Raw genomic sequence first — 13,685 nt, 5'->3', positions numbered from 1 at the left:
ATATAAGATAAGATAATTGAATTCGCGTGTTGAAGGACTATCAAGGTGAGTAACCATCAAGCAGGTTTTGCAAAACTGGGGTACCTTTATCAAATTAGGTACGCGCTGTATAGGGCAATTGAAGATACTGAGGCCTATTATGTAAAGCTAGAAGCTTTAGATGATGTCGAGGTTAAGAAAAAAGATGAGCATGAACTTTTTCAACTAAAGCATCATATTAATAAGGACAATCTAAACGATAAGTCAGTTGATCTCTGGAAAACAATTGGAATTTGGGCTGAGCAAATTTTGAAAGGTAATGTTAGCCATGAGGGACTAAAGTATTACCTCGCTACGACTTCAACAATAACAGAGAATTCGATCGCTAGTTTACTCACCAAAAACGGAAGAGATGAAGCTGAAGCATTAAGAATGTTGGATAAAGCAGCTGACGAAATAAAAAATAAAAAATTGCTCAAATCTATCTCTAATTATCTCAAGCTATCACCTAAACAAAAAAAAGTAATGTGTGAATCCATGATAATTATTGCCAATGAAGATAATAGTGAGGAGATCGTTGGAAAAATTAAAAATAGGTTAGAGCTAACTGTACAAAGTACTTTTATTGATAGCTTGTATGAAAAGCTAGAAGGGTGGTGGTTTAATAATGTCATAGCTTTTTTATTAGGTAGAAAAGACAAATTATGGCGGAATGAAGTAGTTCAAAAAGTCCTTGATCTTTCATATGAATATCACCCAGACACTCTCCCTATAGACTTCGAAGATTTGGAAATGTCAAATAATGAGAAGGAAGGGTTTTTAGGGTACCAATTTGTAAAACAGCTAGAGCTTGTCGGTGTAGGAACTGAAAGAATTCATAATGCAATTCTTGATTATTATCGAGCTTACAATCAACGTACTAAATGGGTAGTAGATGATCTGTCTATAGATTATGACATAAGTAATTATGAGCGGAGATTAAAGGATGATTGGACAAGGTTCAGACTCTCTGTAATTGATGAATTAGAAGATGCTGAAGAAAAAGAAATAAAAAAAGCTGGTAGAAAAATCTTTAATTGGGTAGAAACACAAGCTGATATTAGGATACGTAGAAAAGTGTCCCAACGATTTATTATGGTTGGAAGTTACCATATTCTAGCTAATAAAACTCCGCCCTCACTTGGGTGGCACCCTGACTTTGTTGAAAAACTCAAGGAAATAATAGAGCCCAAGGAAATAAAGCATGCAAAATAATGAAGTAAGTGAGTTGTTGAATCCTGCTTTTTGCGCTTTGTTATATTCATCTATAGTTGATGGGTATAACTCTAAGGCTTTAAAAAAAATTCCGTTATATCTGCCTTATATACTTATACCTATAATATTACACAAAGAGTCAAGACTAGTATTACCAAAAACCGCAGCATCAAAGTTTCATTTATGGCTACAGAACGAACCTCAGATAGTTGTTGGGCTTACTGAGAGAGTAAACAGTCTTGAGCCTTATATTTCAAAATCAAGCTTGCTCTTACGTGGTCAAGGAATAATTGATTTAGATGAAGATTTTCGAGTTTCTCTAATTGATAATAAAAAAATTAATAAGATGATAAAAAATGCTGAGTATATATCCGAATATACCTTTGCAGCCAAAAAACTTGGAGCCATCTGTGGAAGGTTTAATTGCGAGTCTACAATGCTAGCACTGTTAGGGATTAAATTATAATGCAAGTATTAAATATTGTTTTATATAGTAACAAGGGTGAAACCCGAGAAGTTAAATTCAAAATCAACTCATTAAACGTAATCACAGGTAAGTCTAGAACTGGTAAGTCAGCAATTATAAGTATAATTGATTACTGTATGGGTCGTTCTGATTTTGAGATATTTGATGGTGTGAATCGAGATGTTGTTAGTTGGTATGCAGTAACTTATCAATTGAAAGGGAAACAAATATTTGTAGCAAAACAACCTCCTAAAAATGGTAAAGCTTCAAATTCAGAAGTGTGCTTATTAATTGGCGCAAATCTTAAAATACCATGTAAGTCAGAGTTGGTTATAAACTCCAATGATGATGGGGTGCTTTACGAAATTGATAGAGAGCTAGGCTTAGATGATAACGTTACTTTTAGAAAAGAGAAAACAGATGGCGCTTACAGAGCAAACTTAAAGCATGCCAAAAGTTTTATTTTTCAAGAGCAAGGTGAAATAGCAAATAAAAAAACATTATTCCACAGACAAGATGAGCCATTCTTAGCACAATCAATAAAAGATACATTTCCTTACTTTTTAGGTGCGGTCACGAATAAAAGACTCCAAGATATGGAGTTATTAAAGAATGCAAAACGAACCTTAAAAGATAAATTATCGTTATTAAAGCAATATACTGACGTTAGCTCACAGAGTACAAAGGTAGCATTACAGTTATTATATGAAGCATCTACCGTAGGGTTAATAAGTAAAGAGTTGATTAATTCTGACTTATCATTTTTTGAGTGTATAAGTTTCCTTAAGAGCATATCTGGCTGGGAGCCCCACCATGAATTAAAAGAATCTAGTGATGAGTTATATAAATTACAAACTGAATTAATCGAAACTAAGAATGCACAAATCGAACTCCAGGAAAAGATATCTAAAACTAGGATATTTGAGCAACATCATAATTCTCATCTTGGGAATATGTTAGAGAGGAAAGCTCGCTTAAATGTGATAGATCTATTTGATTCATCTAAGGAACTAGAGTGCCCAGTATGTGGTACTAAGAGCCAAGATGATGAAACTATCAAAAGCCTACATTACTCATTAAATAGTGTTCGCGAAGAGATTAAAACAATTACACATAGCTCCCCAAAACTACAGGAATATATTCAGAAGCTTTCAAGTAAGGAAAATGATACTCAAATTATAATCGATGACCTCCAACAAAAAATTCGCTCTTTAATTACACAAAAGAAAGAAAGTAAATTACTAAAAGATAGAAATGCATACATATCTAAAATAATAGGTAGAATTTCTCTTTTTTTAGAAAGCGTCAAAGAAACTGCACCTAATTCAGATCTAACGGCTGAGATTGAAGAATTGCAACATAAGGTGTCAATACTGGAGGATGAGCTTGATGATGATACTGTGTTAGATCGGCTTTCATCATCTTTAAATATCGTTGGTAATTACATGTCTAATTATGCAAAGGATTTAAAACTTGAATATGCAGATAACCCCTATCGATTAGATATATCTAGATTAACGGTTTTTGCTGATAACCCTCACGGTTCAACACCAATGAAAAGACAAGGAAGTGCTGAGAATTGGTTGGGCTGTCATGTAATTACTTATTTGTCTCTTCACAAGTACTTTAGGATGAAGGATTTACCAGTACCCTCTATATTTGTACTTGATCAACCATCTCAAGTACATTTCCCAGATATCACTAGATATCAAAGTCTGGAAGGAGAACTTATGCAGTCTGGTGATGCTGATATCGAGGAAGTAACTAGACTATTCAAGTTATTTTATGATTACTGTCAGTTTGACAACCGTAGTTTTCAAATTATTGTTACTGAGCATGCTAATTTAGAGGAAGATTGGTTCCAAGACTCTTTAGTTGAGCCTCCCTGGAGAGGCGAAAGGGCTTTGATACCTAAATCTTGGATTTAAGTCTATTTTTGGAATATGGTAGTGTTTAAGTGCATCAGCTTTGTTCGTGAAATCTACATATTTGAAGGTGGGGCCGTAGGCTGTGGTTAATAGCTTTATTTAGATTTGAGTTTTTGTATTGGTGGCTTATTCCCTTATAAATATAAGTCACTGTGTGACATAATTATATTAGAAGTTACTAGATAAACAATTACTCATTTAGAGCTAGATTAAAGACTTAAATTACCTATATACACCCGCAGTTATTGGGTTGTGCTAATAAATTTATATCATGAGATTGCTTTTTAACTTGGGCTAGTACAGCTATTGTTTATTTAGTTTTAGTATTAGTTCAGCTTTCTCTTTTTCACTCAAATTATCAATTAAGCAACTCAGCTTTGCTGATAGGTCTGATTCACAAAAAAAATAAGCTAAAGGGACTCCTAATTCATCCGCTACTCTTTTAAGAGTTGGAATATCAGGGGTATGTCTACCTTTTTCATAGTGGTTCATACGACTACTTGCAGAACTTTGGTCAAGCCCAATTCTAATGCCGAGCTCTTTTTGAGAGATCCCCTTAGAAACTCGTGCCTGTTTAATTCGCCCAGGGATTGGGTTAATTGAAATTTCCAAGAACTCATCTTAATTCACAATATCAATACTTAGATTCTCTAAGTTTATGCTAATGTTGTATACTTAGGAATACTAAGCTTGAGATTTTTAACTTTAATATCGGTCATCGTTGATTATGAAAAATTTAAATGAAGCCATGTACTTACTTTTAGTGGAAAAAAGAATTGATAATTTTTCGGTTTCTGAATTAGTCGAAACCTATATGCACTTGTATAGCTCTTCAAAAAATGAGTTTAAAGCAAGAGTTTTTATCCATCGACAGCTTTATCGACTTGTTAATGACGGATATTTACTAAAGCTTGGTAAGAAAAATACACAAAAAATTAGATATATCCATACAGAAAAATTTAAGCAACATTTTTATAATTTAGATAATCCGAAGACTGGAAATTACTTAATACCTGATGAGGAGTTTAAGGCTATGTTAAATGACAGACTTATAAAGTATAGATATAGCCTACTTATTAGCACATCTGAAATGGAAGAGTACCAAAGTTACATGAACGAATATCCTGCAATTATTGCTTTACTGAGGTCAAAGTTTGATTTGGCCAAAGAGGAAAAATATCGATGTTTAGGTCGTATAACAGCGGTACAGAATATTTTAGGGGAGTGTCTTGATACTAGGAAAGGGGATAGTGCGGTTGGGTACTAATTTTAGCTGCCACTTATTGCCCTGATTTGTAGTAGCTCATATCTGACCTAGCAGTTTTGACTGAATAGGTTTAGGCTTTATGACACACCTGTATGAGCTAGAATCGGACGATCGCACTAGCTCGTTTCTGGACAAAAGCCTTTTAGAGTTACTTCCCTAAGCTACTCGCTTAAAACAAATTGAGATAGGACAAAACTAAACTAATTGCTGTCAGTTCTATACAAAATGATCATAGGGAAATTGCACGCGTTGAAGAGCTTTAGTGGACGTACGTTCGGTTTGATTTGGGCTATAGCCTAGCATTCGCCCTCTTTCAGAGATCAAGTGCAGGTTTTTCCTTGCTCTAGAGCCAATAACATAGAGAAGCTTCTTAGCACTATCTTCTGATGAGTCATTAAAATTAGGAACTAACCCCTCAAGTAAACCGAAGGATATAACTGCGTCATATTCACCACCTTTAACCCCGTGGATAGTAGAAACTTTTATTCCACTTCTCGGCTTAAAAGCTCTTCGAAATGCCTCTATATCTGTAGCAAATTCCTCGCTATCTCTGCGGAGCCTGTCTATGCGATCTTCTGTACTACTCAAAAAAGATTCATAGTGTTCTTGCAACATTGGATAAAGAGAGTATTCAACCCCTAATCTTTTGAATAGCTCATCGAAGAAATAGCATAGGTAAGTAATTCCGTCCTCCTCGTCTATTGAAATTGAGTTAATTGATTTTAAGAGTTCTTTCGAAGTGAAAGGGGCTATATCCACCATTGCAATTTCTAAATCATATAAAATTTCCGATGCCCACCTTAAACGTTTGACATACATGCTAGGGGAGGGCTCAGTGAGAATAATTCTTGTAAGCTTGTACCAGAAGTTCTCAAGGTCTCTAGAGAATGGTACTAAACCAGGGCCATCAAAACTATATTGAGGCAACCGATTCACTAAGTTTCGTGTTAGTGCAGCTAAATGCGTCCACCAAGGAGCAATTACGCAAATATCACGCTCAGGGATATTGAAATTTTCAATGTTGTGCTCAATATATCGACTTACCTGCTCAACTAAGTCATCTTTGTGAGTTACTTGATCATAGGTTATTATACTCTGATAATCTCTCTCACTACCTTCTGCACTAGTTGCACTTGGACTAACATTATAATTTCGATAATACTCTATAATCTTTAGTGAGCTTCTATAATTTTTATCCAAAGACATTGAAGCAAATGAAGCAGCGGTTAAAGATTCAAGTTCTGTATGAGCTATCGCATAACCACCTAATGATGTATATATGGCTTGGTTTGGGTCACCTACTATAAATGTTGTCACTTTACTCGGATTAGCCCTCATAATGCTAGCTACAATTGAATACTGAATCTCTTTGGTATCTTGATATTCATCTATAAAGAAGTAAGAAAAAAGATTAGATAAGATTTTTGATATAGCGACCTTGTTACGCAGGAGTTCGTAAGAGAAGTACAATATCTGTTCAAAATCTATTTGGTGATTATTGTCTAGGTGTTGATGATAAGCTTCCAGAACACTAGTAGCTAAGCTCCCACCGCTTCCTGTAATATTCAGCCCTGTTGGTGTATAAAAATGTGAACATTGGTAGTATGTAATATATTGTTGAGGTCGTAACCCAAGACAAATATTGGTTATAATATCTTCACTATCATATGAGTTAATGACTTTGAAACCGTTTTTAAGCCTGTCATGGTATAACCCATATGGTTTTATAATCCACTCTAAGCAAAATGAATGAATCGTCCCAATCCATAGTTGAGAAGTTTCAACTCCTAGTAACTCTATTCTCTCACGAATTTCATCAGCTGCACGATTAGTGTATGTAATTGCTACAATCCATTTCTTTTCATCGGTCAACTTAGACAATTCAAGAGCAATTTTATACGTTAATGTTCGTGTTTTTCCACTACCAGGGCATGCCTCAAGGAATACATTGCCCGCTTGTCGAATGGCATCCACTTGCTCATCATTAAGATCATCTTTATTCCATACGAACATTACTAAATCCTTTCTAGCAAATGATGATTTTCTGTTGGAAAATCAGCTATAAATGAAGCCTTAATCTCATTGATGTCATCGGTAGCCGAGTCGAATACATCCCATTTAGGCGCAAATACTTCGATACCTGTTTCCAATGGTAGCAGATAAGCTTCACACCGAGCTTTTAGGTTCATGTCTCCATCCGCGTCAGCTTTTTCTATGTGCTTTTTACCTTCAGCGACATGCTCCTTAATAGAGTTAAATCGATAGCTTAGTATTTTAAAGGTAAGAACTGAATCAAATTCAACATGTGCAAATTTGATTGCCTCAAGAATGTACTCTGGAATTACTACTTTAAAGTTGATCGCCTTTCCAAGAGTTATAGCAAACCAGCCCTTACCTTGATGATTCGCCATCGTTAATGCCCTCATTCCAGATGTGGCTATATCGGCTTTAGATAGATCTTCCTTGGCTGTGACTCTTGTTGCAGGATCAACGTAAACGTTTTCAACAACATTTTTAAGATATACGCTATTAGAACACTTAATAAAATCTACTTCAAAAGTGTGTTTTGCATAGAAAGGACTTAACCAAGGGTTATTATCGCAGAACTGATCTAGTATAAGTTTACGATTAGCTCCTGACTCCTCTGAACCTTTAGCTTTTCTCTTTTTATTCTTTAAAGCTTCACTATCCTGTTCTTGGATTTCAGTATTAAAAAACGCAGAGTCTAGGTCAGTAATAATACTACAGCGTTTCCTAATACGTTCATCGTTAAAGAGCATTGCGATATTTTCGAATCCAGTACTTCTTATATTGACAAGACTAATTCCCATCTCATCCAAGCTTATTCCTGTTGATTTTTTAAACAAAACGGGTATTAAGATTTCTTCTGCATCACCTTCAACTAAAATGACACTTCGTGCAAATAATAGATTGCTTCGAATAGCATCTAGATACCGCTGAACGAAGCCACTTTGCTCCTTGGTCAGCCCCTTAGCTGGTTGGAAAACCTCACAATTGCCATCTACCAGACCAATAATGTTCATGTTTCTTATATTGCTGACCTCTGAAATATGCGATGAGTGGGTCGAATAAATAATTTGAGTATTTTCGTACTTGATGTTGTCGAACAATGATTTTTGAATATGCGTATGAATATGAGCTTCTGGTTCCTCTATCAATAAAAAGTTTGCGATTGATTGATTAGAGTTTTGATACTTAAACTCTAAAATTTTTAATGTGAGGTATAAAAGATTAGCGCCCCCTAAACTCATTTCATGAATAGCACCTTCATACCCATCGTTTGACTCAGCAACAAAAAGCTTCAAGGACTGAAATAGCTGGTCTGAATCATCTGTCAAACTTGAGCGGATCGAGACTGAATTTGGAGAATACGTATCTCCAACTGTATCGCCTACTGTTGATGCAATGTCATCTCTAACATCACAAACGTCATTTAGGCCTTCAATATTCTCATTCAAAGTCCTAATTAACTCAGCTATTGGTTGAAAATCCTCTGGGGAAATTTCACCCGACTTACTTTTTAACAGTGTTAGTAGGGGGTTTGTTCTATTGTTGTGGAAATCTGAAACTACATCTCTCAATGCCTTAATATAGGTGAATGAAACCTCATTCGGCATATTTAGGATATATGGTAGTCGTATCCCAATTTCTGGGTTGTTTAACTCATTTGGAAAAACAACAGCATCAAAATCACCTACAATAGCTTTATATACTTCTGGGTCAGCAAAATTAGCAGTACTTTTTCCAGTTAAAACCGTTTCATAGTCATCTGTTGAGATATCATTTAAATACTCTTCTAACGCTGGAGTGTCGCCAACGGGGATTGTTGAAATCGCTTGTCGTATATGAGCTTTAGGTCTGAATATAAGGTTGTAGGTTGCTTTGGTTACCATCTCTTCTTCACCTTCGATATTCCCATTTCCATGAAGGAACAGTGACTGACTAGCTTCATCACTAGAAATATCATCGAACTCACAACTTATGATAATCCAGTGACCTTTCCAACTACCTAGCGCTCTACAGAAATCACCCTCAGACAGTTTTGTCGACGACCTAGGCATCGAGTTGTCGAGCAGCAATCTCAGGGCTCGAAATAAGTTGGTCTTACCTGATGCATTCTCACCAATCACAGTGTTGATACCTTTGTTAAAGTTAAGTTTGACATTCTTAAAATTACGGTAGTTAATTAGGTTTAAGCTACTAATATGCACTTTGTTATCCTTTACTTATCGGCACGCAACACGACATCACTGCCTAAATCATCTGATGAATAATGTACCACGAAGTACATAAAACGAAGCTTAATTTTGATCACACAAGTGAATGGCAGGTCAGCTTTTATACAATTGGTGATGAAATGTATTTCCTCATAAATGCGAGGACAAATTAAAAGATAATTTTTTGTATGGTGAATTTCGTTTTTAGTAATTTTCTGAAAAATTAGCGAAACACGTTTAGGCGCAAAAATGAGTTACCCCCTAAGGACGGCTTAGAGCGATAACCTGCCAGTCAAAAAGCGGTCAAGCATTACATTACTTTGATTTATCCATAGCTCTCACTGTTAATTGGTATCTTGCCATTTACTGGTATGATGAATAATTTAAGTGTGGTGACAAATAAAATAACGCGAACGAGTTAGCAGCTTTGCTTGCTGCATCAAATCAATGATTTAACCTGCTTAACTGCTCAGGCTAGTCGTGACTGCGCGTAAGAAAAATATCATTGCTTAACGGTTAAATATTCGGTTTGATAGGCACATAATGAATGCTGAGTAACGCAGGGATAGCTTAGAAACGATAGGCACACCAATGAAATTGGTTTGATATCACTTAGGCCATAAAAACAAATTCCCATAGCATAAACAACACCAACTCTGACATACCGAGCAGGTAGCGCCTCAGTCCAACAAGCGATTATGCAACACAAACTGCGTGTAGCATAAATACTAAAATGTTATGGCTCATTGAGCGAATTATAACCTCAGTCACACCAGTAATTACTAGAAATTACTGGAAATCACTAGTAATTCAATGTGTCCTCTGGTAGAGTGCGTTTCAACTTAGATTAATTGGAGCTCTACCATGCCAGAAGATAACCCTCTTGTTGTCCAATCAAAAACCAATGTTGCTAATACACTCCGAGCTTTAGCGGAAGGTATTGAAAACGGAAATGTAAGCAGCTATGAAATTAACCAGAGTAGTAACGGAAGTATTACTGTAAAAGCTGATTCTAGCGATGGAACAGCTAGAGTCATTCAGACACAAACTCAAATGGCTGGTTATACAGAAACTTCTACCCAACATATTGAGAAACAGCCTGCGGAAATACGCAGGGAGACGGTGAAAAAACTTTTAGATCAGGGATTAACACAAGCTTCTATAGCTGAAAAAACAATGGTTTCACAAAAAACCATTTCAAATGACGTTAAAAAAATAATTAGTAGCGGCACAGCTTAGCCATAACAAGCGCTTTCACTGGGACAACTTTTCGCTACACATTTTTGTGTTGACGCTGTGCGTCAGTATCACACAAAAATGCTTCACTACAAGTTGCCCGTGAAGCGGGCGTTGAGGCTGTAGAATTACTCTTTTTAAAGAAAATTAGTCCGGCTTATGGGTTCCAAATGCATTACCTAATGCTTTAAAAACGCTTAGAGTTAATTACAGGAACTCGTCTTTTAATTGAATTTGGCTGTTGGAGTTATTCTACAGTCTCGTTAGGCTCTGTAAGAGTAATAAATACTATGAGTGATAATAAAAATTGGAAACACCTGATTCTTGCAGGCCTGATAGGAGCTGTTTTTACAGGCGTCTCACAATATTTTCTTCTTCAAGCAACCCATTCAAGTGATCTTGAAAAGACAAGAATAAATGCAAAACGTGAATTGCTGACTACTGAGCTTGAAGAAAGAAAAGCAGCCTATGCAGAAATAAGAAAGAGCTTTGTTGAATTTTATCGAAATCAAAATGAAAAAGATAAGCAGGCCCTACTTGTTTCCTTAAGAGGTGGCATGCCATATTTTTCACCGAGGCATCAAACACAGATTGCAATTAGTTCTGCCGCAGAATCTTCAGAGGTTTGGGTTGAGCAGACAAATACCGATAGAATGTCCGAATCACTGGAACAGCTTGAGAGTGCATTTCAAGATGATATCCAACGAATAAAAGTGCTAATCGATGAACTGTAAGCCTAACAAGCACATCAAAAATTGCCCACAAAAAGCGTGGGCTGAACTCACTATCGCTCGCCTTTTATGTGGGTTAGGCTTTTATCGATTGAACGCGAATATTTCGTTAGTTGCCATTAATGGAATTTAAATAGCATGAGCAAGCAAATCTCAAAAAAACATCACTTTATTCCGCAATTTTACATTAAGGGGTTTAGTAATGAAGATAATGATGTATTTCTGTACGACATCGAGTATAAAAAAGTTAGCAGCTCATCAAAGAAATCATCTCAAATATTTTATGAGGAGCATCTTCATACAGTCAAAAAGTTTGGTCAAAAATCCCTTTTGATTGAAGAGTCTTACAGTGAACTAGAGGGCATGTTCTCTCAAGTTGTAAATCAGATGAAAGATTGGCCAGATGATGCATTACAAGAGATAGTGAAGGTTAAAGAATTTATCAAAACTTTGATCTTAATGTTATCAGTTCAATATTGGAGGAACCCCAGAAACACCCTCGCAGCTCAAGAAATTTCTGGTAGGTTAGTGGAGTTATATGACCAAGCATTGCCAACAAATGGGGAAGTAATTCCATTTGATAGACAAGATGTGAAATACTTTCAGAAAAAGCATAAAGATCTAGCAGTTCAAAAGTTTATCCAGTTTTTAATATTGCCATTACTTACTTTTAAGTTTATTCCGGAGCAGCTTAAAGGCTTAAGGATAGTCAAACTCAAAGACGAGTGTGATTTTATCTGTTCTGATAATCCCGTAAGTCTTGATGACATTGACTCAGAATTTAATTTTATAGGTAAAGCTTTTTATCCGTTAACTAAAAAATATGCTATTACAAATATTCAATTTAAAGCGTTATCAGAACTTGATGATTTTGTACTTTCAAATGCGAGAAAGAAAATTATCGCATTTTCAAAAAAACGGTTAAGTGGACTACCACAAGCCTAACACATATGAGCCTTAACTCTGTCAATAGGCAATAGTATTCTTTTTGACCGTTTTATACATTGACGGTCAATTCTAAATCAATAAACAAATTCGTTTACTTCGTCTGTCGATACGGCTGTTAAGCAAGTAGCTTACGGCAAACACATATAGAGGCTCTCTTATTGCGATCTCATCGCAGCCAGATTATTCCCATATCCTTTTGGGGTTGCTGGGGCACTAGACATTCATCGGTTAACCTCATCATGGCACTATTCAAGGCGGCTGGTTTCATCATTGTGATCCAGTTAGTTTAAGGCTCAAGTCAGGTGTAAGCGACTTTGTTTATTGTATTAATGCACGCGTACTGAGCGTCTAATCAAGGCAAGTGGCTCAGGCCTGTAGGCATAAAATCAGGTTAAACCTTGTTGGTTATTAACTCACCCAATTGATTGATGCTCAGCCTTATATCCAGTTAGATTTTCAGCTCACTCAGTACCGTGACTAACTCTTTAAGAATTTTTCTTCATCGAATACCGTCTCTTTTTTAAGCATAAAATAAACACAGCGACCCAGCTTATGCGCAAGCGCTGACAGTGCTTTGGCTTTGCTCATTCGCTTTTGTAGTTTTTCAAGGTATTTATTGGCGTTATGATTATGACGCAATAGCAATGCAGCGGCTTCGGAAAAAGCCCATTTGAGATGTGCATTGCCAATTTTATTGCCTGTGTGCCATACGTTTTGCCAGCAGACTCCGCTTTGCATTTGACTAACCGGCTGTATGAAGCGAACTTTTGTACGCTTGAAAAGCGATTGATGTCACCAATTTCATAAATAATGGTAAGTGCGAGAATGCGGCCTATACCATTAATTGTTTGCAAGATATTAAGGTGGACAGGGTTGTGTTGCTTGGCCATTTGCTCAATATAATGCTCTAAAGGCTTAAGCTCATTGTGATAGCAATCGAGTATGGCCATATTTAAATTAATAGAGCGTTGTACAACGGGATCAGGAAAGTAATAGCGCATCTTCTCTCTATCGCAGACGTTCTTTAAATTAACGTTGTGGGCAGGTAAATTATACTGACTAGCAGTATTGGCGACATGGGCTTTTAAATCAGCCCCGTGGCGAACAATTTTGGTTCTTCTGCGTAATAAATCACGTGTAGCTCGCATATCTTTGTCATAGACATAAGCAAGTGGGAAGTTGCCACCACGGATAAGTTTGGCAATTTTATATGAATCTATTTTATCGTTTTTAGCTTTACCGCCATGAATCGCTTTCATATACAAAGCATGACCAAGGATAAAATCGATAGTGTTTTCTTTGCAAAAATCAGCGACCCAATACCAACAGTGCATGCACTCTACGCCAACAACAATGTCACCGATATACGGTTTAAGTAGTTTTAGTAGCGCTTCTGGTTCATCTTTAATTTTCTTGTGAACAAGGATAAGTCCTGTATTATCAATGATACAGACGTAAAGTAATCGCGCGTGTAAATCGATTCCACAATAATATGGATGCATGTTATTGTAAAAGTTCATTGAGCTTTCTCCTTTAAGGTTGGTTGCATTTTCAGCGTAGCGAATAATCGCGATGCTGGGGAGGAGGCTCAATGAGTATCAAGAAAATTAACAAGGACTAAAAACAGCGGGCTGTTCG

Annotated in this window: 10 protein-coding genes and 1 pseudogene; 7 read left to right on the top strand and 4 right to left on the bottom strand. The window is 36.3% G+C overall.

The window, feature by feature from the left end; translation table 11 throughout:
• Positions 1 to 45: 45 nt before the first annotated feature.
• Genes A7967_RS17310 through A7967_RS17300 form a run of 3 tightly spaced genes read left to right on the top strand, consistent with a single transcriptional unit; the run spans position 46 to position 3,627 of the window.
• Positions 46 to 1,233, top strand: coding sequence for an ABC-three component system protein (locus A7967_RS17310; RefSeq protein WP_064435910.1), 1,188 nt, complete (start codon positions 46 to 48; stop codon positions 1,231 to 1,233).
• Positions 1,223 to 1,699: a three component ABC system middle component gene (locus A7967_RS17305; RefSeq protein WP_064435909.1), complete on the top strand. Its 477-nt coding sequence runs from the start codon at positions 1,223 to 1,225 to the stop codon at positions 1,697 to 1,699. The genes A7967_RS17310 and A7967_RS17305 overlap by 11 nt, the downstream gene beginning before the upstream one ends.
• Positions 1,699 to 3,627, top strand: coding sequence for a DUF3732 domain-containing protein (locus tag A7967_RS17300; protein ID WP_064435908.1), 1,929 nt, complete (start codon positions 1,699 to 1,701; stop codon positions 3,625 to 3,627). The genes A7967_RS17305 and A7967_RS17300 overlap by 1 nt, the downstream gene beginning before the upstream one ends.
• A gap of 303 nt (positions 3,628 to 3,930) precedes the next feature.
• On the opposite strand, the gene A7967_RS17295 is transcribed toward A7967_RS17300, so the two are convergent.
• Positions 3,931 to 4,233 carry a helix-turn-helix domain-containing protein gene (locus A7967_RS17295; protein WP_064435911.1) on the bottom strand — a complete coding sequence of 101 codons (303 nt, stop codon included), beginning with the start codon at positions 4,231 to 4,233 and terminating at the stop codon, positions 3,931 to 3,933.
• A gap of 121 nt (positions 4,234 to 4,354) precedes the next feature.
• On the opposite strand from A7967_RS17295, the gene A7967_RS17290 reads away from it, so the two are divergent.
• Complete coding sequence (locus tag A7967_RS17290) at positions 4,355 to 4,894, top strand: VspR family transcription factor (protein WP_157756420.1); 540 nt, start codon at positions 4,355 to 4,357, stop codon at positions 4,892 to 4,894.
• Positions 4,895 to 5,110: 216 nt separating this feature from the next.
• On the opposite strand, the gene A7967_RS17285 is transcribed toward A7967_RS17290, so the two are convergent.
• Together A7967_RS17285 and A7967_RS17280 are read right to left on the bottom strand one after the other, a co-directional pair.
• The gene (locus A7967_RS17285; protein WP_064435906.1) at positions 5,111 to 6,907 is read right to left on the bottom strand and encodes a UvrD-helicase domain-containing protein; all 1,797 of its coding nucleotides are present in this window, start codon (positions 6,905 to 6,907) and stop codon (positions 5,111 to 5,113) included.
• Positions 6,908 to 6,909: 2 nt separating this feature from the next.
• Positions 6,910 to 9,126 (bottom strand): ATP-dependent nuclease, encoded by a 2,217-nt coding sequence (locus A7967_RS17280; protein ID WP_064435905.1) that lies wholly within the window; start codon positions 9,124 to 9,126, stop codon positions 6,910 to 6,912.
• A gap of 870 nt (positions 9,127 to 9,996) precedes the next feature.
• On the opposite strand from A7967_RS17280, the gene A7967_RS17275 reads away from it, so the two are divergent.
• The 3 genes from A7967_RS17275 (at position 9,997) to A7967_RS17265 (ending at position 12,044) form a co-directional block, all read left to right on the top strand.
• A complete protein-coding gene (locus A7967_RS17275; protein WP_064435904.1) occupies positions 9,997 to 10,371 on the top strand; it encodes a helix-turn-helix domain-containing protein in 375 nt (124 codons plus the stop codon).
• A gap of 287 nt (positions 10,372 to 10,658) precedes the next feature.
• Positions 10,659 to 11,102, top strand: coding sequence for a hypothetical protein (locus A7967_RS17270; protein WP_064435903.1), 444 nt, complete (start codon positions 10,659 to 10,661; stop codon positions 11,100 to 11,102).
• Between the two features lie 135 nt (positions 11,103 to 11,237).
• A complete protein-coding gene (locus A7967_RS17265) occupies positions 11,238 to 12,044 on the top strand; it encodes a DUF4238 domain-containing protein (RefSeq protein WP_064435902.1) in 807 nt (268 codons plus the stop codon).
• A 480-nt stretch (positions 12,045 to 12,524) separates the two neighbouring features.
• On the opposite strand, the pseudogene A7967_RS17260 reads toward A7967_RS17265, so the two are convergent.
• Positions 12,525 to 13,567: pseudogene (locus tag A7967_RS17260) on the bottom strand (IS110 family RNA-guided transposase).
• Positions 13,568 to 13,685: the final 118 nt, after the last annotated feature.

This window comes from Pseudoalteromonas neustonica, assembly GCF_001653135.1.
Taxonomy (GTDB): Bacteria; Pseudomonadota; Gammaproteobacteria; order Enterobacterales; family Alteromonadaceae; genus Pseudoalteromonas; species Pseudoalteromonas neustonica.
The sequence above is the reverse complement of the archived record's forward strand: the minus strand, read 5'-3'. Positions and strand labels throughout refer to the sequence as shown.